The organism is Saonia sp., assembly GCF_056326165.1.
The window spans coordinates 143,842-167,564 of the sequence record NZ_JBWFBN010000002.1; the positions used below are offsets into that span (position 1 = coordinate 143,842).

Consider the following 23,723-nt stretch of genomic DNA (forward strand, 5'->3'; position numbering starts at 1 on the left):
TTTTTATTAGAATTTAAATATTATAATACCATTTTAGATGCTGCTTATTTAAATAATTGATGTTTTAATACCTAATTATTCTTTTTATTGTAAATAAAAACCTTCTCATATTGGAACGATCTTCTCGTTCTTTTTAAATAATCTATTGATATTTTCTCATACTAAAATTATTGTAACTCATTGATATAAAATAAATTAAGTGTAAACCTAAAGCTTAATTTACTTAAAGATATTGCTTGGTTTACAAATTTTTTACGCAATCGATTGCATAATTTGAATATTTATGTATATTTATCACATTAAAAATAATACCTAGGTTTTATTGTTGAAACCTCATAAACTAACTTATTAAATTTAAAACTTAACAACATGACCAATTATTTAATGAGAAACATTCTTGTGAATAGGAAATGGCACTTCCTGTTTTTCTTTTTGGTGCTATCGTATTCATTAAGTGCTCAAGATGTTTCTGTATCCGGAACGGTTACAGATGATTCAAACTTTCCTTTGGCTGGGGTGAGTGTTGTGGTTAAAGGGACTGCTACAGGAACTACCACAGATTTTGATGGACTTTATGCTATTACTGTTCCATCCGATGCCGTATTGCAATTTAGTTACATAGGTTTTGTTAACCAAGAAATCTCTGTTGGAGGTAGAAGTACCATTGACATTAAAATGGTTGAAGATTTACAACAGCTAGAAGAGGTTGTTGTTGTTGGTTACGGAACTATGGAAAGAGCAAATGTAACTGGGGCAATTACTACTGTAGATGTAGAGGAAATAGGTAAAGCACCTGTTCCAAATGTTGTGGAATCTCTTAGAGGCCAGGTAGCTGGTCTACAGGTAACTAGATCTTCTGGTACACCTGGTTCATCACCAACCTTTAAAATCAGGGGTAACAATTCGCTTGGGGCTTCAACTAATGGTAGTGAGCTTATAGATCAAAATAACACACCGTTAATTGTTGTGGATGGTGTGCCTTTAGTGAATCAGAGTTTGTCAGAATTTAATTCAGATGATATTGAAAGTATCAATATTTTAAAGGATGCAGGATCTGCTTCTATATATGGTACTTCTGGAGCCAATGGTGTTGTCCTTATTACCACAAAAAGTGGAAAATCTGGTAGAACACAAGTTAAAGTAAGTACATCAACCGGTTTTGTTGATTTGGCTCAAAGGCCAGCAGTTATGACTGGTGATCAACTGCTTAGAACTTTTATTGACATTTCTAAGGCGGGAGACCCCAATGCGCCCAATCCTGCTACCATTTTAGGTTTGTTGGATGCCACTGTTGAATATCCAAATTATATAGCTGGTAAAGAAATAAATTGGTTGGACCAAGTGTTAAGAACTGGTATTCAAAATACAGCTGGAGTAACTTTCACTGGTGGATCAGAACTTGGAAATTTCTATTTAGGTGGAAATATATATAATGAAACAGGTCCTGTTGATGGGGCTGATTACAATAGGGTTTCTTTTAGATTTAATGGAGAATTAAATGTTAACGATTGGTTTAAGATTGGTTCTCGAGTACAGTTTTCTAAATCCAAGGCTGATCAAAGGGCAATAGAGTTAGACTTGACCTTAAATGCAGCGGTTGGGACTTCTCCATATGGCAATCTGTATGATGAGGAAGGTAACTTTACAAAGTTTACTACCGAAGATAGATTTGCAATAAATCCCTTACATCAATTAAAAGAAGGTCTTTTTGACAGAAAAGTAGATCGAATTTATATTAACCCATATATAGAAATGCAATTAGCGGACGGGTTAACCTATAATCTTAACTCTTTTGTAGAACAGCGTGATGAGTTTACGGGTGAATTTAGAAGTAGTCAATTTACCGATGGGGCCAATAACGAAGGTGAAATTCAAGATACAGAGTCAACTACATATTTGCTTGACAACATTCTTACCTATAAAAAGAATTGGGGCGATCATGGCATCAATGCAAACTTTGTTTTTGGGTTTCAGCAATTTGAATGGAGACGTAGCATTATGTTTGGGGAAAATACGGCTTCCGATGAATTAGGATATCTAGGAATAGGTGCTGCACCACAAGCAATGGAAAGGTTTCAACTTCAATCAGATGATTGGGGTAAACTGTATCTTGCCAGTAGGTTAGGATATAACTATGGTGGAAAATACAGTCTTACATTAACTTTAAGACGTGATGCTTCTACTAAATTTGAAGGTGATAATAGAATAGGCTGGTTTCCTTCTGCAGCCGTTGCATGGAATGTACATAATGAAAACTGGTGGTTTGGTGGAGATGCTTTGAATCAATTAAAGTTCAGATTTAGTTACGGTGAATTGGGTAATGACAATGTACCCTCGTTTTCTGCAACGCCAGGTAGCCAATTGGTTACTCTTTTAGATGGTACAACTGCATTTAGACAAAATAATGTTGCTGGTAACAAAAACATAAAATGGGAAACTAGTAAGCAGTTAAATGCGGGTCTTGATTTTGGATTTTTTAACAATAGGATTTCAGGATCGGTAGAAGTGTATAGAACTAATACTACAGATTTACTTCTTTTCCAAAACATACCTCCCGCACTCAATAATGGATTTGAGTTCTATCCTTCTAACATTGGTGAAACCAAGAACGAGGGTGTTGAAGTTTCTTTGAAAGCCGATATTGTTAGTACAGATGATTTTGGATGGACCGCTACAGTTAATTGGGCTAAAAGTAAAAACGAAATAGTTAGTTTAAATACAACACTTACCGGTCAAAACGACGATGTTGATAATGGATGGTTTATTGGACAGGATATTAGAGAAATTTATGGGTTTGAATATGAAGGCGTATATCAATTAGATGAAACACCAGCTGTTACTCATTTTGGTAATACTCCAGCACCCGGTGATGGTAAATATGCCGATATCAATGGAGATGGAAATATCGATTTTGATGATAGAACATTCTTAGGAAACCCAACTCCAGATTGGTATGGAGGATTTAATAATGTAATTAGATATAAGGATGTAGAACTATCTGTTCTATTAGAGGCAGTTCAAGGAGTGTCAAGAATTAATGGAATTTATGGATCATATAACCAAACAAGAGGAAATACTGTAAATATTAATTACTGGACTCCAGAAAATCCTACCAATGATTATCCACGAGTGGGTGATGGTACACATTTGACCAATGGAGGTCAGTTTAGAAATTCCATTCACGTTGAAGATGCAAGTTTTGTTGCATTGCGTAATGTATCATTATCTTATAATTTTCCAAATAAGTATTTAGACAAAACCTTTATAAGTGATCTTAAATTCTCTATTCGAGGTAATAACTTAAAATATTGGACAGATTATACAAATGCCTATTCTCCTGAGCAGACAAATACAGGTCAATATCCTATATCAAGAAACTGGTCATTAGGAGTTAATCTTACATTTTAAAAAAAAAAAATCATGAAAAGATTAAATAAATTTTTAACATTAATAACATTGATTTCAGTTGCATTTATAACTGAAAGTTGTGAAGAGAATATTTTAGAGGTAGATCGTGTAACCTCTTTATCCGGTAGTGATTCGGCTCAAACAGCAAAAGGAGCGCAAGCTATTGTTGAAGGTGCTGTAACGGAATTAAAAAGCATTTTCAGCGATATTAGGGTATCGGTCAACAGGCAATGCGGAACTGATATTGTAAGAAACGGTACACATTTAGCAGATGAGCCAGCTTCTGGTTTGTTTGGAATGAATACTTATGATGGAAACTTTTCGGCTCAGAGTGAGCAAATAGAATCTTTGTGGAACAGACACTACAACGGTATTGTTTTTGCCAATACAATTATTTCGGCACTTGGGGATTTACCTGTTGCCGAACTGGGTGAAACTGGTGCTGACAATTTAGGCCAGGCGTACACCATGCGTGCTTACCTGTATTTAGAATTAGTGCGTAGATTTGATAATATTCCTATTATAGACGTAAGGGATTTGGACAAAGATGGTCCACAATTTGAAACAGAACAAAGACAAAGTTCTGAAGTATACAGTTTAATTCTTTCTGATTTGAACAAGGCCCTTCCGATAATTAGAACTAGAGCTGAGGTTGATCCGAATATTGTGGAGCCTATTGAAAGACCTACAAGGGGACTAACTTTAATATTATTGGCCGAAGCTAATTTAGATTTGGGTAATAACGCAGCAGCAGCAACAGCAGCAGACGAGCTAGTTGCTGACGCATCGTATTTGTTACAGCCTTTGGACAATATTTTTGGTTTAGAAGGCGATACCGAGACAAATGATGAGGTTGTTTTTTCAATTGGGTTTGACCAAGCAATTCCAGAAACAGTACAATGGCAATCTCAACAATTTGTTCCTTTATATGACAGGGTTAATGGAGTTGCTAGAACAATGGAAAACGGAGGACGTCCTTGGTCAAGATTATCGCCATCTGCATATTATTGGACATTGTTTGATACTGATAATGATGGAGATGTTATGGATGAAGCAGACGGCAGAATAGCTGCATGGCATAAGTTGGAATGGACTTTTGATGATGCTGAAAATTTACCTGACGGTGTAAATTTAGGTGATGTAGTTACACTAGATCACTTACAAGAACAATGGCCAACCGAAGGCAGAGAATGGAGATATGTAGAACCAACTACCATTAAAACCTGGGAAGATGGTTCACTGGGTAGAACAGTAGCACAAGCAGAGGGTTGGAGAAACATTATTGTTTACCGATATTCTCATGCCTTCATTTCTGGGGCGGAGGCACACTTTAAAGCTGGAAATGCAGCTAGGGCAATGCAATTATTGAATGTTTTACGAGAAAGAGCTTACGGTGATACATCTGGGAATTTCAGTAGTATAACATTGGAAGATATAGTTGAGGAGCATGCTCGAGAATTAGGGCATGAAGGGCATCGCTGGTCTTTTCTAAAAAGAAATAACATATTGGTTGAAAGAGTTCAAATGCATAATGTGGATGCTTCTCCAAATGTACAGGATAGACACAGGTTATGGCCAATACCATTATCTTTTATAGATCAAACTGGTAGTCAACAAAACCCTGGTTATTAATATAAATATACATTTAGATATTATGAAAACGAATAAAAAAATATTAATTGGTTTCTTGGCTATTTTAATGGGGCTTGGACTGACCAATTGCGAAGAAGACGATTTTATTGCACCAGATGTTGAGGTAAATAGTTTTGATGTAACTAGTGCTTTTCCTGGTGACCCAGTATCTATTACAGGCACCAATTTTAATACCATACAATTTATATTTGTAGGTAATGTACAGGCTAGTTTTCAATTGAATGGCGACATAATTACCTTTAATGTCCCTGAAGGTGCTGAGATTGGTAATAACACCATCACTTTTGCAATGGCTAATAACTATAGAGTAACTGCTCCTTTTGAAGTATTGCTAAGACCTATACCAGTTATCCAAAAGTTTGATGCTTTTGTACCTGTTGGAGGCGATTTGGTCATTCAAGGACTAAGTTTTAACTCTGAATACACTCCAGTGGTTACAATTGATGGTGTATCAGCTACAATAACGTCTAATTCACCAACCGAATTGGTTGTAACAGTTCCAAGCGGACTGGCAGATGATGAATTTTTGGAAATAGGTATATCTTCAATTCATGGAGAAACTACTGCTACAACAGGTTTTATGGCGCGTGAAAGTGTTTTGACCAATGGAGAAATGCAAGATGGATCTGGGGATGATTTCCCTGGCTGGGAAAAATTAAATGGAGGTGATAGAATGACAGCTGTAGTTGGAGAAGACGCCTATGGAGGAGGAAGATCTATGAGGGTTGACCCTGCAAGTGGAAACCCTTGGGACAATCAATTTGCTTCTGATCCTGTACAATTGAATTTTGGTGAAACATACACTCTAATTTTATGGGCAAAAGCTGTTGATGAAGGTGCTTTCTTTAGATTCTCAATTTCTCAATGGGATGGTAATGGTGCTGATTATTTTTATGGAGAGGACAAAGTGTTAGAGGATATATGGCTGCCTTATAGTTGGACTTTTACAGTAACTAATGATTTGCCAGAGCACAGAGCTGTTTTGGATATGGGGGCTTCTACAGGAGCATTTTTAATAGATCATATTGGTTTGGTTCCTGGGGCAGTAGGAGCAGGAGGAGGAATAGCTCCTTCAATCCTTGCCAATGGTAGCTTTGAAGATGGTCTTACGGGATGGGAATCACTTAATGGAACTCATGAAATTTCTACCACTGAATTTTATTGTGGAGGTAGTTCTTTAACCGCTACTGGTGCAGCCAGTAACCCTTGGGATACACAAATGGCTTCTGATCCATTGGATATGGTGGCAGGAAATGATTATGAAATAAGTTTCTGGGCAAAAGCTGCTGGACCAGATGGTTTCTTCAGAATTTCCATGTCGCAATATAATGGTGGAGACGGTTCAGATTTCTTCTACTCAGATAATTTGGACATTCCAGAGGACTGGACATATTTCTCTTTTGTTTTGAATGATGTTCCTCAACCTGCATCAGGTGTATATAGGTTGTTATTCGATATGGGAGAAACAGGTCAAACTTTCTTTGTGGATGCAGTCAATGTTAGGGAATACGAAGCACCGTCTGCACCTTTGAATGCCAATGGAGGTTTTGAAGACGGTCTTACAGGTTGGGAATCACTTAATGGAACTCATGAAGTTTCAACTGCAGAGTTTGTATCTGGTGGAGCTTCTTTGACTGCTACTGGTGCAGCCAGTAATCCATGGGATACGCAAATGGCTTCTGACCCATTGGATATGGAAGCAGGAAATGATTATAAAATCAGTTTCTGGGCAAAAGCTGCCGGACCTGATGGTTTCTTCAGAATTTCTATGTCGCAATATAATGGTGGGGACGGTTCAGATTTCTTCTATTCAGACAATATGGACATTCCAGAGGACTGGACATACTTTTCATTTGTTTTAACGGATGTTCCTCAGCCAGCATCAGGTGTTTATAGATTGTTATTTGATATGGGAGAAACAGGACAGACGTTCTTTGTAGATGATGTTTCTGTAGTGGAATATGATCCATGCGAGTAAATTAAAAAAAATAGTTTTTAATTGAGTTAGTAGCAATTTTCAACTGAAGCCGTTTACGAAAGTAGGCGGCTTTTTTGATAATTTATTTTTTGTTTTTTTATATTTAGGTCTCATGAAAAATTTTATGAAAATTAAGGTTTCTTTGTACCTCTTAACTTTTATGTCAATATTCATTAGTTGTAAGGATAATGAATCAAAAAAGACAAAAACTACCTCTGGAAAACTTTTTGAACTTGTAGCCAGTTCAAAATCCAATGTAAATTTTAAGAATACAGTTAAAGAGGATTTTGCCTTTAATGGACTTAATTACTCTTATACGTACAATGGTGGTGGTGTTGCTATAGGTGATATAAACAATGATGGTTTTGATGATATCTACTTGGTGTGTAACCAACAATCCAATAAGTTATATATTAATAAGGGTAATTTGGAGTTTGAAGATGTTACAACTAATGCTGGTGTAGAAGATTTACAAGGTTGGAGTACTGGGGCATCTATGGTTGATATAAATAATGATGGATGGTTAGATATTTATGTTTGTAAATCTGCTTCTTTAGGCAATGAAAATTTAAGAAAAAATAGACTTTATATAAATCAAAGAAACGGCTCATTCAAGGAAGAGGCCCAAAAGTGGGGATTGGATGATAATGGATTTTCTATTCAATCCTATTTTTTTGATTATGACAAAGATGGAGATTTGGATATGTTTTTGGTTAATCACAGGAACGATTTTGTGAATGCCAATGCCTTGGAAGACAGAAAAGATAGAAAGTATTTTTCTGAAACCTCAGATCATTTGTTTAGAAATGACGGGAATACATTTATTGATGTCACTCTTTCCTCTGGCATAATGAATAAAGAGTATAGCTTAAGTGCATCAATTGGAGATTTTAATAATGATGGTTGGCCAGATGTATACGTTGCCAACGACTTCATCACCCCAGATTATTTGTACATCAATAATAAGAATGGTACATTTTCCAATCAGATAAACCAAAGAATTAAACATACTTCTTATTCCAGTATGGGTTCTGACTATGCAGATATCAACAATGACTTTTTACCAGATTTAATTGTACTGGATATGTCTGCCGAAGATCATATAAGGGGTAAGCAGAATATGCCTAGTATGAACACAAAAGGTTTTTGGAGAATGGTGAATGAGGGCTACCATTATTCATATATGTCCAATATTCTAAATTTAAACAACGGCAATGGGTCATTTAGTGATGTGGGGCAATTGGCGGGAGTTTCAAAGACAGATTGGAGTTGGGCGCCTCTTATTGCTGATTTTGATAATGATGGATATAAGGACATTGTTGTGACCAACGGTATTTCATATGAACTGGGAAACCAAGACTATAGAAAAATTTTAAAAAAAAGACAAGATTCATTAGGTAATGATATAACCGTTGAAGATCTTTTAACCTCTATGCCATCTGAGAAATTGGCAAATTATGTTTTTAAGAATAATGGAGACCTAACTTTTGCCAACAAGACTAAAGATTGGGGGTTGGACAAAAAAGTCAACTCCAGCGGCATTGCGTATTCAGATTTGGATAATGATGGTGATTTGGATTTGGTCATTAATAATATTGATGAAGTAGCTTCAATTTACAGGAATAACACCGATGCAAATTATATAAACCTTAAACTTATTGGAGACGAAAAGAATAGAAATGCAATTGGCGCAAAGGTAAAAGTATATTCGAATGAGAAACAACAATTTAAAGAGCATTATTTATCCAGAGGCTACCAATCTTCAATGTCTCCAGTACTTAATTTTGGTTTAGGAGATGAAGAAATAATTGAAAGAATTGAAGTAGTTTGGAGCGATAACTCTGTTTTGGCAATGGATAATGTAGAAGTAAATCAAACACTTGTTTTTGACAAAAAGAAGTTCAAGTTTGATGGGCAGATAAAAAAAACAATTCCACAAGCTTTTAAATCAATAAGCCCACAAGCTTTTGGGATCGATTATAAACATAAAGAAAACCCGTTTAATGATTTTGAAAGACAAGTATTGTTGCCACAGAAAAAGTCGCAACAAGGTCCTTGTATTGAGGTCGCAGACATAAACAATGATGGATTGGATGATTTTTTTGTTGGAGGTGCCTTCAACCAACCGGCTGAAATGTATTTGCAGACAAATAGTGGAGCGTTTGACAAGGTAAGTGAAGCATTATTTGTTTCCGAAAAAAAATATGAAGATATAGGAGCACATTTTTTTGATGCGGATTCTGATGGGGATTTAGATCTTTATGTGACCAGTAGCGGGTATGAACTAGCTGAAAGCAGCCCGCTGTTACAGGACAGGTTATATTTGAATAAGGGTGATGGCTCATTTTCCAAGAGTTCAGGTTTGCCAAAAATAATTACAAGTACCAAAAGCGTTAAATCCATTGATTTTGATGGTGATGGTGATTTGGACTTGGCAATAGGCGGTAATGTAGTTCCAGGAAAGTATCCGTTGGCTCCAAGGTCTTATTTCTTGGAGAATAGCAATGGAAAATTCAAAGATGTCACCAAAAACATAGCACCAGAATTTTTAGAAGTAGGAATTGTGAACAACTTAATATTTTCCGATTATGATGGTGATGGAGATAAAGATTTATTTGTGGTAGGGGAGTGGATGCCAATAACTTTATTTGAATTTTCCAATGGGGTTTTTTCAAAAAAAAGCCTAACAGAATTTGCAGATACAAGTGGTTGGTGGAACACTATAAAAGAAGTTGATTTGGACAAGGATGGTGATATGGATTATCTAGTGGGCAATCTTGGGAACAATAACAAATTTCATCCTACAAAGGAAAAGCCGCTTCATATATATGGAAATAATTTTGATAGGAATGCTACGTATGATATGGTTTTAAGTAAAGTCTATAATGGCAAATTAGTTCCAGTAAGGGGCAAGGAATGTTCAACGGAACAAAATGCCTTTGTTAGTGAAAAAATACAGACCTATAAAGAATTTGCAAATTCTAGTTTAATTGATATATACGGTGAAGAAGAAATTGGAAATTCTTATCATAAAGAAGTATATACTTTTAGCTCTTCATTTATTCTAAATAATGGTGATGGAACTTTTACAATAAAGAAGCTTCCTACTACAGCTCAAGTTGGTCCAACCATGTCCTTTGTTGTAAATGATGTTAACAATGATGGATATATGGATGTATTGGGAGTAGGCGGTATTTTTGAGGCAGAAGTGGAAACCATTAGGTACGATTCCAATACAGGCTACATTTTACTGGGTGATGAAAAAGGGGATTTACATCCTTATACAGATATCAGTTTTTATAATAATGGAAACGTAAAGGATATGGACAAAATAAAAGTAGCCGACAGGGATTACTTTTTAATAGCAAATAATGATGGCCCAATTACTATTTATGGAATGAAATAGATATTAATTGAGAGTTTTTTTCAGCCATTTTTTTAAATAATTTGGCCATTCTTCGGCAGCAGGATTTCCCTTTCGCATTCCATATCCGTGACCACCGGTCGGCAGTAGATGCATTTCAAAAGGAATAGCTTCTTTCTTTAAGGTTTGTGCCAAAACCAAGAACCCGTTTGAAAGAGGGTCGTCCAATGTTCCAAAAATAAAAAGAGGGGGCATTTCTTCATTAGGATGAATGTTATCAGACAAGGTGTTGCTTTCTCCTCGGTCCAAATATGCAGGATACATTAATACAGCAAAATCAGGACGGGATGATGTCTTATCTATTTCATCCAAAAGTTCATATGAGTTCTCATTAAAATTTGAACTGGATAACATTGCCAAATGACCACCCGCCGAAAAGCCCAAGACCCCTATTTTATTGGGATTTAACCCTAATGCTTTCGATTTACCACGAACCAAGCGAATTGCCCGTTGCATGTCATTTAATGCGCCCAATCTGTTGTCTGGGGTTCTGTATTCCAAAACAAAGGCGGTGAACCCTAATGTATTTAACCATTCCGCAATTTCATAACCTTCTATGTTGATGGCCAAGTATCGATAGCCTCCACCAGGGGCAATGATTACAGATGTGCCATTTGAAATTTCCTTTTTTGGTTTAAAAACAGTCAAAGAAGGATTCGTGATTCCTGTAATTCTAATGACCGCCCTGCTGGTATCTGGATATTGTACCGGTCTATGCTTTGGATTGAGCTCATTTGGCACTTCAGTGGGCCATAAGTATAAGGTGTCCCGTTCTTGGCATTGAGCCCCCAGAACAAAAAAAATAAAAAATAAACTCGAAAAGAAAATTTTCATTCTATTTTTCATAACCCAAAACCCTATTTGCCCAAGGAATAAAATGTTTCATATTGGGCCAATCCGTATGACCACCATCATGTTGGCGCCATGCCAATTCACCATCCAACATGTCGGTATTGTATGGAGGCATCTCTTCCTTTAAATAATCATTGGAAACCCCAAGGTCATTTGCTCCCAATAACTTAAATGCCTCACCAGCGGCTATAGTTGCCATATAACTTCCCTTTTGGTCCAACCATTTTGCATCACCTTCTTCTGGAATGCCATAGCTTATAAAAGTAGGACGAGGAGCGCATAGCGCAATTAGCTGATGTGAATCTACCGGTAGGTCACACCCTGTCATTCTACCAAAAGAAGATTTTTCTGTTCCGTATTTTATATAGTTACCTGCCATCCAATGACTTTCACCAGAACCGGTCAAACTTTCTACCGCCTCCCCAAAAACTCTTCTGTGCAAAGTTGACCCTCCTTTACCTGATGAGCCAATTAGACCAATTGCAAAACGCTCTTCAAAAGCCAAAGTTACCAAGGCTGCCTTTCCATATCTTGAAACACCTTCTATTCCCACTTTTTTAGCATTAACCAAAGCATCTGTTTCCAAATAATCCAATGTACGAGCAGCTCCCCAAGCCCAAGCCCGTAAAGAACCCCAGTCTTCAGGAGTTCGTGGCTGTCCTTTGTTTACCAAGCCGATTATACCACTTGTAAGTCCGGCTGAATTATCGGCCTGTATACTCGCTGGCTCTAGGGTAACATATCCCCAACCGGCAGCTAATAATTGTTCTGTAGAGGGTAGGTCACCTTCAGGTAACGGAGCCCAAAAATTTGGACCAGGTAATCTTGTAATTGGACTATAGGCTGGGTATTTATCAAAAATGGCCTTCGTTTTTGGGTCATGCTTAATCATCATTTCCTTAAAAGAAGCATTCAACACTTCCATATCTTTTGACGACGGTTGAGCCGGAGCGGGAAAAGAAGGTCGGCCGAACATTATCAAAACTGGAACAGGTCCCTTTACATTGGTAGGGACTACCAGCATGGCATTGATATTTACATCTATTTCGGGATACGAACTGTTATCAACATGACCTACCAATTGTTTTACAATTACAGGCGTTCTACGTACAAATTCATTATCGGTAACTTTTACGGTCCACGTGACATCGGGAATATTCTTTGGCAATCTACCATATACTTCCCTTTCAAAATCCTCAGCTATTTCTGGACGTCTTTTTTTCCACCAATCATCGGCATTTTTTACTTTCCCCCCTTTGTTGGTCACCAGCAATTCTGGGAGTTGTGGACAAGGATTCGCTATTGATTCATCGTAATTGGCATGGTTCGGGGCATTCTCATTACCACTTGGGCCAGGCCTAAGTTCTGAAATCCCAAGCTGTTTCATCATGGTTTCCTGGTTCCTTTGACCAAGCTGGTTTATACTGTCTCTTTCCGCCTGGGACAATAACCATGACTGTGCATTGGATTGCGTAACTGTAAAAAGAAACGCGGCTAGCAAGTAAAAAAGATTTTTCATTTTCTTGAATTATTTAGATTGGTGTTTTTTTATGTTTTTTACAGCATTGATAAGCGTAGTTGTCCACACTTCAGATTCATGTTGTTTTAAGTATTCTAAAAGTTCTTTATGGGCAGAAAGAGAAACATCCATAGCGTGTTCACCACCAACGCCGTGAAATAGGAATATTAGAAGCGAATTACTCTCGACTGCCTGTTTTACTAAATTGATCATTTGTTCACCGCTTTCACCTACAATGGCATAGCTATCCATACTATAAATGTCTATTTCATCGATGGTATGCATTTCTGAACGAACCGCTCGAGCCGCCACCAAATCATCCTTAAGCCCATCAATAAAGAAGTCTTCGCCATTTACTGTAAAATCGCCACAGGTATAGGCAAAAGTCCTTTCCTTTTTACCATCAACGGCCTCTAAGAGCGTATTGTTGATTTTGATTTCATCTACCATACGTTGTACAGTATACGTACCCATATCATAATTTTCATTGACCCACGGTCGACTTTCTTTTCCTATACAGGGATGAAAAATTGTATGATTAGCCAATTCATGCCCTTTTTCGGCTAATTTTTTCCAATCCTTAATTCTATTTCTAAAGGCTTCGGAATAAGTGGATACGTAAAAGGTACCCTTTAGGTTTAAAGAGTCCAATAGTGGTTGCACATTGTCCAAGTGAACATTTAGGGCATCATCATAGGTTAAAATAACTGCTCCTTTTTTTCCTTGCCACGGCAAATCGTCTAATGCATCTGGATTATAATTTCTAAAGGGTGAGGCCGGCAGCCCTTCTTTATTGTACAAATTAGCTCCTTGGGGATTGTTTGCCCACGCATAACGCACATATTTTGGATTGGAAATCTCATTGCTTTCTACCACAACGGTATTGCCTTCGATTTTGGCATTGGCCCAAACAAATCGTTGGTCCTCACCGGCTATTTCAAATCGGTTTAAAGGCTCTCCATCGTTTGAAACCAAACCACTTCCAACAGAATTAAAAGTCAAAATAATTTTGTTTCCATCAATTTGGGACGATTTATAAATGGGACCGGAATGAACAATATCTTCTCCGTAAGCCAATTTCATAGCGCCCAAAGCCAAACGTTTGCCCACTCCCTCTTTATCCAAAGGGTGAATATCGTTCCATTCTCCCAAATCTATACCAACGGCCATTGCCGTATTGGGAACTAACAATGCACTGAATTGTGCATCCCTTAGCTCTGCCCAATTACTTTCTGTTGGCACATAGTCTACATCTTGAAAATTGGTCAATTGCACGTATAAAAAGGGTGCATTGGGCAATTCAAATTGATTTCTATAATCATTAATCAAGGCAGGTAGGTACTTTCTATAAGGTTTAGGATTTCCCGTATTGGATTCCCCTTGATACCATAAAAACCCTTTTGCCGAAATATTTGTCAAAGGCGCGACCATGGCATTATATAGAGATGTTGGTTGATTTTGGGCCGAAAACCTTCTTCCACCAAAAGAACCGCTTCGGGGCACAAAAACTTCACCAACTTTATATTGCCAATCTCCCTTTAAATCAATACTTACTCCGTTTGCAGTTAGTTCATAATTTTTGTCAGGAACAAAACCTCCTTTACCACCATAATTGGTAACTTTAACAGTGATGGTGTTTTTTCCTTTTCTAAGAATACCGCTTTCCACCGTATATCTTCTTGGGGGGTATTGGTATGTTATATTGCCTACTTTGGTTCCATTTACATAAACTTCATCGGCATCGACAATACGCCCCATGAAGAGTTTAACATCTGTACCTATCATTTCCTCGGGAACATTCACTTCTCTTCTGAACCATACAACACCGTTTAAATCTTTTACACCTTGATCTTCCCAATAACCAGGAATATTGAATCTTTTCCATCCTTTTGGTACATATGCATCTTCAAACCATTTATGCGGACCAATTAAACCTTTGTCCTTAACTTCTGGGGGTGATGAATTGGAAAAATTAGGTCTTGCCGTTACAGATTCAATGTATTCCTTGTCCTTGTTTTTCTTAATGATTTCCGTTTCTCTGGGAAATTTTTTAAACCCACTTTCGCTAATCCATGATTGAATAGGGGTTCCACCAACACTTGCATTTATTATCCCAATTGGGACATTATATTTTTTATGTAAATCTTTTGCAAAAAAGTATGTTAATGCACCTATTCCCTGAATATCGTCACCAACGGCAGATTTCCATTCGCCAGATGGTAAATCGTTTTGAGGTCCATCTAAATTTGTAAGTGTTCGGATAAAAAAGTTTCTTATTTCTGGGTAATGGTCAGATGCTACTTCTTCGGGGTATTTTTCTTTAACGCGCCCCATGTTCAATACCATATTGGACTGCCCGGTACAGATCCAGACATCACCAAATAAAATATTGTTTATGGAGACTTTATTGTTCCCTTTAAAAGTCATTTTATAAGGTCCACCAGCTTTTTGAGGCTTTAGCATCATTATCCATTCCCCAGAAGAATCTGCAATCGCCCGATATTTTGTGTTTCGGAAAGTTAGTTCCACTTTTTCACCAGGTGATGCCCAACCCCAAAGGGTTAGTTCAGCATCTCTTTGCAAAACAACACCATCACTTATTAATTGAGGGAGTTTAATTTGTGAATGAGCGATAAAAAATGAAAAAATACTTAAGAAAAATAATGTAGCTGATTTGTTCATGCCTATAAATAATATAAAAAAAGGAACAAAAAGTATGTTCTTTTGCTCCTTATAGTTAGTGTCTATTCCATTAAATTATTTTAGTTTCCTGGATCTTCACCATCCAATCCATTTGTTAATCCTCTATGGGATATTTTGGTCATAAAATCACCATCATATAGTAATGGCCAGTCGTTGCCTCCATCATATAACCAGCTTTCAGTATCCCTAAATCCCCATACCGTTATACCAAATTGTTGCGCGACAGGTACTATTGTTGTGTAGTAATACCCAGCTCTCTGGTATTGGTTCTCCTGTTCTTCGGCTCTTTCTTGGGTAAGCTCTGTTACATCATCATTAAAGTTGGCTTTTACATCCAGTTCAGATACATGTACTAAAAGCCCCGTATCTGCAACATCCTGTATTGCCGTTGGCAAATCTGTATTTGGCCAATTATGATTTAAATGCATTTGCATTCCTATACCATCTATGGGAACACTATTGGTAATCATACTATTAACTTTGTTAATTATGGCTCCTCTTTTGCCTACCTCACCAGCTATATTGTAATCATTGTAAAATAGTTTTACATCGGCATCTGCTTCTCTTGCCCATGTAAATGCCTTATCAATAAAATCATCTCCTATTCTTTGGCTAAAAATTGAACTACGAATAGTACCGCCATCAAAATACTCGTTTACAACATCCCAACTGGTAACAATAGAATTACCATCACCGTCCTTTTCCTCTGCAAAATGAGCAACGGTGGCTTTAACATAGTTTTCAACTTGAGTTTCAAACTCTTCATCCGTTCCAGAAAAATTATTCAACCAACCAGGAATGGAACTATGCCATATAAGTGCATGCCCATGCACACGAAACCCATTGGCCTTTGCGTACGCCACAATTGCATCACCATCGCTAAAATCATATGTGTCTGCTGCCGTAAACATATTTGCCATTTTCATATCATTTTCAGCAGTAATACTGTTGTATTCTCCAATAAGAATCTCCTTTCTGGCAACATCAGTATCTCCAGATCCAGCTAGCCTTGTAGCAGAAATAACATTTCCAATGGGAAAATTAGCTACATCCTTAAGATTGTCTGTTGCATCATAAAGAAGCGGATCTGTGGTTCCCCCACCTGTACCGCCTCCACCTGTACCGCCTCCTCCAGTGCCACCACCTTGAGTGGGTCCTCCAATCATTGGCGGGGGGGTATCATCACTTGATGAACTACAACTAAAAAGTACAAATGCAATGCTAAGCATTAAAATTTTTCCTGTTTTCATAATCATTATATTTATTGTGGAACTTTTTTTATATCCTGTCACTAGTTAATTTATATAGTATTCCTTTTTCTAATCCTCTAAGCTCTGCCAAACCTTTAAGCCTACCTATAAGTGAATAGCCAACAAACTGCTCTTTTTCTCCTTCAAAATCATGCAAAAAACCATGGTCTGGCCGCATTGGGAGGCTAATTCCTCTTTTATTCATTAATAGAATTAAGTTTTCCATAATGGCTTCCATAGGATTATCACCATTTAGATGTTCTGACTCCTGAAATATTCCGTCTGAACTTCTACTAACATTCCTTAAATGCAGAAAATGGATTCTGTCTCCAAAATCTTTAACAATTTTTACTAAATCATTGTCTGGGTTTGCACCTAATGAACCAGTACAATAACACAATCCATTCGCCCCTACTGGCGCTCCTTCTAATATTTTTTTAATATCATCATACGTACAGACAATTCTTGGCAACCCCATCACTGAAAATGGGGGGTCATCAGGATGAATAGCAAGACTTAAACCTAATTCTTGGGCAACAGGCGCAACTTCGTTTAAAAAAGCAATTAAATTATCTCTTAATTGCTTTTCATCAATTCCTTTATAATTATCTAATAATTCTAGAACTTCATCTCTTGTGAAAGCTTTTGTGCTTCCCGGTAAACCTAACAATACACTATTGAATAAGGTTTCTTTCTCTTCTGCTGATAGAGAATCACCATAGGCTTTAGCTTTTTCTATGTCTTTAGCTGTATAGTCCTTTTCTACATTGGGTCTTTGTAATAAAAACAAATCAAAATATATAAAAGCAGTTCTATTATACAACAATGCTTTGGTGCCGTTTGGGTTTAAATGTGCATGATGTGTACGTACCCAATCTAGTACAGGCATAAAATTGTAGGTAATTACTTTAATGCCGCACTGAGCCAAATTTTTAAGGCTTTCTTTGTAATTTTCAATAAGCTTTTCAAAATCTCCTTTTCTGCGTTTTATATCCTCATGAACAGGTAAACTTTCAACTACCGTCCATTCTAGCTCTTCAGCATTAATAAGTTCTTTACGTTTTTGTATTTCATCAATGGTCCATACATCTCCTACAGGGATTTGATGCAAAGCATTTACAATGTGGGTTACACCACTTTGTTTAATATCTCTCAGTTTTATTTCATCATGCGGACCATACCACCGCATTGATTGTTGCATTTGTTCCATACGTCTTAAAATCCTATACAATTACCCCCATCTACAGGCAATACAACTCCTGTAATAAATTTTGCTTCATCAGAAGCTAAAAAATACACAGCATCGCCAATATCTTCTGGTTCACCCATTTTTCCCATGGGAGTTCTTGAAAATACTTTTTCTTTTCTTGCGGGATCAGAATTCAAAGCCTTTGCTGTCATTTTGGTTTTTATAAACCCAGGCGCAATACAATTTACTCTAATGTTGTATTGGGCAAGTTCAACCGCCATGGCTCGGGTCATGCCCTCAATGGCCGTTTTACTAGAAGAATATGCAATTACTTTTGGCAATCCATACTGAGCTGCCATAGAGCTAATGTTTACGATACTTCCTCCGTCATTTTTTTTCATCACCTTGGCAACTTCTCTACTTATAGCAAAAACACTAGATAGGTTTATTTTTATTACATCTTGGAAATCTTCATCTGTTACATCAACCAATTCTTTTTTCATATTGATGCCCGCATTGTTGACCAAAATATCTATTCTTCCTTCGGTTTTTGCAACACCAGCAATTAATTCTGGAATTTGATCTAAATTACCCAAATCAAAAATCAAAGGCTTTGCGTTATCTCCAATTTCTGCACATGCATTTTCAGTTCTTTCTTTGGTTCTTCCTATGATGTATGTAATAATACCATTATCACATAATTTTTTGGCAGTTGCATATCCCAAACCAGAGTTTCCTCCGGTAACAATCGCTATTTTTTTACTCATTTTTATATTGAAGGTTGTTTTGTTACCATCTGGGCCTTATTCCTGGCGCAAATGGGAATTTTAAAGATTGGTAATATTCCAATGTGTTGTCTGGTGTCTCCATTCCTTTTGGAAAATCCATTTTAGAAAAAGTTTGAAAATACAACATACAGGCATTTTTCCACCATTTTGCTTCTTTTAATTGAATATTCAAAAGCATGGAGACCTGCTTGTGTCTTTGGGCATCAACATATGGTTTCATGGATTCCCATGTTGTAACCATTTCCTGAACATCATCCACACCTTTTTGATATTTAAGCCCCATACCATCCCACAGGGTATTTCCATCTTTTAATTTATGATTCCATGGTAGATGATGAAACCATAATAAGTCTATTTCTGGACAAATTTCTAAATTTCCCCACATTTCTGCCACTTCTGGCGCATATTGTTCCAAAGCATTGCTTCCGGTTTTAGTGCGGTCAAATCCAATTCCCAAACTATCTGCTTTGTGATAATAAACTGGGTTCCATTCTGGTCTGGATAAATTACCTACCCATGGACCAGGACCATAATGGTGACCAGTGTCGAATATATGGTGCAATCCAAGAGGGTTCATATAATTAACTACCATTTCCCTGGATTCCAGCATTAATTTTTTTACGGGTTCAACAAAATTTTTATCATTTGAGAATGTACTTCGTAACCATTCATCGGCAATAATTTCTGCAGTTAAATGTGGATTCCATGCCAATCGACCATAGCCATACCAATCTGCTTGTCCAAAGGGGTGGCCTGTCCAGTTTATATCATTTCCAATATTGGATACACCCGCCATTCCAGTCAATTTTTTATTGTGCAGTGTACCATCAATTACTTTGGCAACGGTAGAACCTTTTCCTTTTTGATATGTATCGGCATTTAGCACTTCTTCATACAGTTTTGGTAGAAAGACCAAATGTGTGGCAAAACCAAGATACTCTTTGGTTATTTGGAATTCCATCATAATTGGTGTTTTTGGCATAGCTCCGAACATTGGATGAAAAGGTTCACGGGGTTGAAAATCTATGGCCCCATTTTTAACCTGAACCAAAACGTTGTCCAAAAATTGACCATCATAAGGAATAAACTCGCTATAAGCCTGCTTTGCCCGGTCCGAGTTGTCATGCTCGGAATATACAAATGCGCGCCACATTACAATTCCGTTATAAGGAGCTAAGGACTTGGCCATCATGTTTGCACCATCTACATGGTTTCTTCCATAGTTTTGTGGACCAGGCTGCCCTTCAGAGTTTGCTTTGACCAAGAACCCACCAAAATCTGGTATGAGGTCATAGATTTCTTTAACCTTACTGTCCCACCATTCTTGTACAGATGGGTCAAGTGGGTCGGCAGTTTCTAAACCTCCTATTTCTATAGGAGCAGAAAAACGCGCAGTTAAATACACTTTAATACCATAAGGCCTAAAAACATCGGCAAGGGCCTTTACTTTTTCCAAATAATGGGGTGTTAACACTAAGGCATTGGCATTAACATTGGTGAGAGCTGTACCATTAATCCCAACGGACGCATTTGCACGGGCATAATCAATATACCGTTGATCTATATAATCTGGTAGGGTATGCCAATTCCATAAGGAAAATCCAGCGAAACCACGTTCAACGGTTCTATCCATATTGTCCCAGTGGTTCAACATTCTAACATCCAGTTTAGGGGAGTCAACAATGGATAAATCTGTGATGGGCTTATTTTGCTGCATTAATCGTAAAAAATTAAAAACACCATAAAGAACACCAACGTCTTCATTAGAAGTAATAAGGAGATGATTTTTATTATCTATACGAATACTCTTAATTATATACCCATCTTTTTTTAAAGCATTTAATTCACTACTAACCTGTCTTAGAATAGATGAATTTAATTGGCTAATATTGGAAACAATTAGAGAGCTGGATGTCTTTTCAAGCTCCTTAAAGGGAACATTGGTTCCAAGCATATCTTTTAACCCTCGGATTAATTCCTTTTTGGCTGCTAATAGTGTTTCATTTTCTCCATTAAGATGAATGGAAGTTAGTGCAGATTTGTATTCTTTTAATAATTGCTCATTTTCCACTTTGGCATATCTAAGCCATAGGTCATAGCCATTGTTTGCATAAATAAAGAAGGAGCATTGCACTAATGCAATAAATAACAACAATGTTCTTTTATGTATCAAAATAATATGATGATTTTAGGAATTGTTTAAAAAATGAATGTTTTTTTGATTATCTAATCAATAGTTACAGGTAAATAAAGTGAAAATTATAGAGATTGACAAAATATTTAACGCAATCGATTGCATATTTTGTTATATTTACGAAATTAGCCGCTTAATTACCTATATTTTTGACAATTGCTGAAGCGGTTTTAAAAAGTTGCAGTTGAGATATGCCCAACCGATACAGGATATAAAAAGAATTACTAACTTACAATGGTTTTTTATAAAGTAAATGTAGATGAAGAGTATAATTAATCCTGATTTTCTTTTAGATAATAAGTATTCAAAAATACTGTATAAAGATTTTGCTGAAAATCAGCCTATCATAGACTATCATTGTCATTTGCCTCCTGATGAATTAGCAAACAACAGAAGGTTTGAAAATATGACAAAATTATGGATAGATGGTGATCACTATAAATGGAGAGCCATGCGGAGTATGGGGGTGGCCGAAAAATTTATTACAGGAAAAAGTTCTGACCAGGAGAAATTTGAAAAATGGGCTTATACTGTGCCGTATACACTTAGAAATCCTTTGTATCATTGGACACATTTAGAGCTTAAAAGGTATTTTGATATTGATGATAATTTTTCTCCAGACAGTGCTATAGAAATATACAATCACTGTAATGGTTTGTTAAAGACACCAGAGTTTTCAGCGAGAAACCTGATTCAAAAAATGAATGTAAAAGTTGTTTGCACAACGGATGACCCCATTGATGATTTGTCTCATCATAAGAAATTAAAAAACTCAGGGTATCAAGTACAGGTTTTACCCACTTTTAGACCGGACAGTTTAATCCATATAGATAAGATAGATTTTACAGATTATTTGGATACACTTTCCAAAATATGTGGAGTTAAAATTTCAGATTTAGAATCTCTCAAAGATGCGATTAAGAATAGGGTAGATTATTTTAATGATTTAGGATGTAGGCTGGCTGACCATGGCCTTCCTTATACATATGGGTCAAATTATAGTGAAGCGGAGGTAAATACAATTCTTAAGAATCGTTTAAAAGATAATCCTGTATCAGCTGAAGATGCATTAAAATACAAATCAGCGATATTGTTCTTTTTAGGGACACTTTATTCAGAAAAAAACTGGGTAATGCAGTTGCATTTGGGTTCCATTAGAGATACAAATAAAGCGTTACTTGAGAAAATAGGCATTAATGCAGGAGTAGATAGTATTGGAGATTACAAACAAGCAGAACAACTGGCTTCCTTTTTAAATAAGTTAAATAATAATGGAAGTTTACCAAAAACAGTGCTTTACAATTCTAACCCGGCAGACAATGAAGTTTTTGCCACCATGGCTGGTAATTTTAGCGAGGAAGGTATAAAAGGAAAAGTTCAATTTGGTGCCAGCTGGTGGTTTTTGGATCAGAAAGATGGAATAACTAAACAGCTAGATGCCTTATCTAATATGGGCCTCTTAAGCTGTGCGCTGGGAATGTTAACAGACAGTAGAAGTTTTCTGTCATTTCCAAGACATGAGTATTATAGGAGGGTTCTATGTAATATTTTAGGAAATGATATTAAAAATGGAGAACTTCCAAACGATATTAAGTGGATTGGCAAGATAGTTCAGGACATATGTTATAATAATGCCAACGAGTACTTTGAATTTCCCAATCTGGTTGAAAAACAATCAATAAGCTAAACTAAAAAATCAATAATTTAAGTGAAGAAAATAATAACCTTTGGGGAAATTATGCTCCGATTGGCCCCAAAAAATAATTTAAGATTCTCGCAAGCATCAGAATTTAATGTAATCTATGGAGGAGGTGAATCTAATGTAGCTGTTTCTTTGGCAAACTATGGCTTGCCTGTTGAATTTGTAACGCGTTTACCAAAAAATGATATTGGCGAATGTGCACTTATGGAAATGAGAAAGCGTAATGTAGGTACATCTCATATTGCTTTTGGAGGTGACCGCTTGGGTATTTATTTCCTAGAAACTGGTGCTGTTAGTCGAGGAAGTAAAGTAGTCTATGATAGAGCCCATTCCGCTATGGCAGAAATTGAAGCTGGCATGGTTGACTGGAAAGAAGTTTTTAAAGATGCACATTGGTTTCACTGGACCGGAATAACTCCGGCTATTTCTCAAGGGGCTGCAGATGCCTGTCTGGAAGCGGTAAAAGTGGCAAGTGATATGGGTATTACTATATCTACAGATTTAAATTATCGTGCCAAACTGTGGAAGTATGGCAAGGAGCCAGAAGAAATAATGACAGAATTGACATCTTACTGCGATGTTATTTTAGGAAATGAGGAAGATGCCCAAAAACATTTTGGCATTCATCCGGAAGGGTTAGATGTTCATAAGGATGGGCATGATGTTACGGCAGAAGCCTTTCTGTCTGTTTGCAAACAAATGATGGAGAAATTCCCAAGAGCCAAAAAAGTTATTACCACGTTGCGTGGTTCCATAAGTGCATCGCACAATACATGGGCTGGGGTAATGTATGATGGAAAGCAAATGTATAAATCGCCAACATATCAAATTACACATATTGTAGATAGAGTAGGAGGCGGAGATAGTTTTATGGGAGGCTTAATTTACGGATTAAACGCCTATAAGGAAGACGATCAAAAGGCATTAAATTTTGCTGTGGCTGCTTCTTGTTTAAAGCACACTATTTATGGAGATGCCAATTTATCCACTGTTGCAGAAGTTGAAAAATTAATGGGAGGTGATGCTTCTGGTCGCGTAGCAAGATAAAAACCAAAAATAACCA

At 36.8% G+C, this 23,723-nt stretch carries 13 protein-coding genes; 6 read left to right on the forward strand and 7 right to left on the reverse strand.

The features are described from left to right. Nucleotides 1-369: 369 nt before the first annotated feature. From AC000W_RS03345 to AC000W_RS03360, 4 genes are all read left to right on the forward strand, one after another. Entirely contained in the window at nucleotides 370-3,408 is a 3,039-nt protein-coding gene (locus tag AC000W_RS03345; RefSeq protein ID WP_474746005.1) for a SusC/RagA family TonB-linked outer membrane protein, read from the forward strand. Between the two features lie 12 nt (nucleotides 3,409-3,420). Continuing rightward, nucleotides 3,421-5,040, forward strand: a complete 1,620-nt coding sequence (locus AC000W_RS03350; RefSeq protein ID WP_474746006.1) for a RagB/SusD family nutrient uptake outer membrane protein — start codon at nucleotides 3,421-3,423, stop codon at nucleotides 5,038-5,040. A gap of 22 nt (nucleotides 5,041-5,062) precedes the next feature. Next, nucleotides 5,063-7,039 carry a carbohydrate binding domain-containing protein gene (locus AC000W_RS03355; protein ID WP_474746007.1) on the forward strand — a complete coding sequence of 659 codons (1,977 nt, stop codon included), beginning with the start codon at nucleotides 5,063-5,065 and terminating at the stop codon, nucleotides 7,037-7,039. Between the two features lie 160 nt (nucleotides 7,040-7,199). Continuing rightward, nucleotides 7,200-10,445, forward strand: coding sequence for a VCBS repeat-containing protein (locus AC000W_RS03360; RefSeq protein ID WP_474746008.1), 3,246 nt, complete (start codon nucleotides 7,200-7,202; stop codon nucleotides 10,443-10,445). A 3-nt stretch (nucleotides 10,446-10,448) separates the two neighbouring features. Here the strand turns inward: AC000W_RS03360 and AC000W_RS03365 are convergent, their stop codons facing one another. The 7 genes from AC000W_RS03365 to AC000W_RS03395 all read right to left on the reverse strand — a co-directional run bounded on the left by AC000W_RS03365 (nucleotide 10,449) and on the right by AC000W_RS03395 (nucleotide 20,937). Next, nucleotides 10,449-11,297: an alpha/beta hydrolase gene (locus AC000W_RS03365; protein ID WP_474746009.1), complete on the reverse strand. Its 849-nt coding sequence runs from the start codon at nucleotides 11,295-11,297 to the stop codon at nucleotides 10,449-10,451. Between the two features lies 1 nt (nucleotide 11,298). Further along, nucleotides 11,299-12,834 (reverse strand): glucuronyl esterase domain-containing protein, encoded by a 1,536-nt coding sequence (locus AC000W_RS03370; protein ID WP_474746010.1) that lies wholly within the window; start codon nucleotides 12,832-12,834, stop codon nucleotides 11,299-11,301. A 9-nt stretch (nucleotides 12,835-12,843) separates the two neighbouring features. Further along, entirely contained in the window at nucleotides 12,844-15,516 is a 2,673-nt protein-coding gene (locus AC000W_RS03375) for a sialate O-acetylesterase (protein ID WP_474746012.1), read from the reverse strand. A gap of 80 nt (nucleotides 15,517-15,596) precedes the next feature. After that, nucleotides 15,597-16,787 (reverse strand): endo-1,4-beta-xylanase, encoded by a 1,191-nt coding sequence (locus tag AC000W_RS03380; protein WP_474746014.1) that lies wholly within the window; start codon nucleotides 16,785-16,787, stop codon nucleotides 15,597-15,599. A gap of 28 nt (nucleotides 16,788-16,815) precedes the next feature. Beyond that, nucleotides 16,816-17,976 (reverse strand): mannonate dehydratase, encoded by a 1,161-nt coding sequence (uxuA, locus tag AC000W_RS03385; RefSeq protein WP_474746016.1) that lies wholly within the window; start codon nucleotides 17,974-17,976, stop codon nucleotides 16,816-16,818. A 26-nt stretch (nucleotides 17,977-18,002) separates the two neighbouring features. Further along, on the reverse strand, nucleotides 18,003-18,743 hold the full coding sequence (locus AC000W_RS03390) for an SDR family NAD(P)-dependent oxidoreductase (RefSeq protein WP_474746017.1): 741 nt from the start codon (nucleotides 18,741-18,743) through the stop codon (nucleotides 18,003-18,005). Nucleotides 18,744-18,765: 22 nt separating this feature from the next. Beyond that, the gene (locus AC000W_RS03395) at nucleotides 18,766-20,937 is read right to left on the reverse strand and encodes an alpha-glucuronidase family glycosyl hydrolase (RefSeq protein WP_474746019.1); all 2,172 of its coding nucleotides are present in this window, start codon (nucleotides 20,935-20,937) and stop codon (nucleotides 18,766-18,768) included. Between the two features lie 280 nt (nucleotides 20,938-21,217). Here AC000W_RS03395 and uxaC point away from each other — a divergent pair, with 280 nt between their 5' ends. Further along, complete coding sequence (gene uxaC / locus AC000W_RS03400; RefSeq protein WP_474746020.1) at nucleotides 21,218-22,645, forward strand: glucuronate isomerase; 1,428 nt, start codon at nucleotides 21,218-21,220, stop codon at nucleotides 22,643-22,645. 21 nt (nucleotides 22,646-22,666) lie between these two features. After that, nucleotides 22,667-23,707 carry a PfkB family carbohydrate kinase gene (locus tag AC000W_RS03405; protein ID WP_474746021.1) on the forward strand — a complete coding sequence of 347 codons (1,041 nt, stop codon included), beginning with the start codon at nucleotides 22,667-22,669 and terminating at the stop codon, nucleotides 23,705-23,707. The last annotated feature ends 16 nt before the right edge of the window (nucleotides 23,708-23,723 follow it).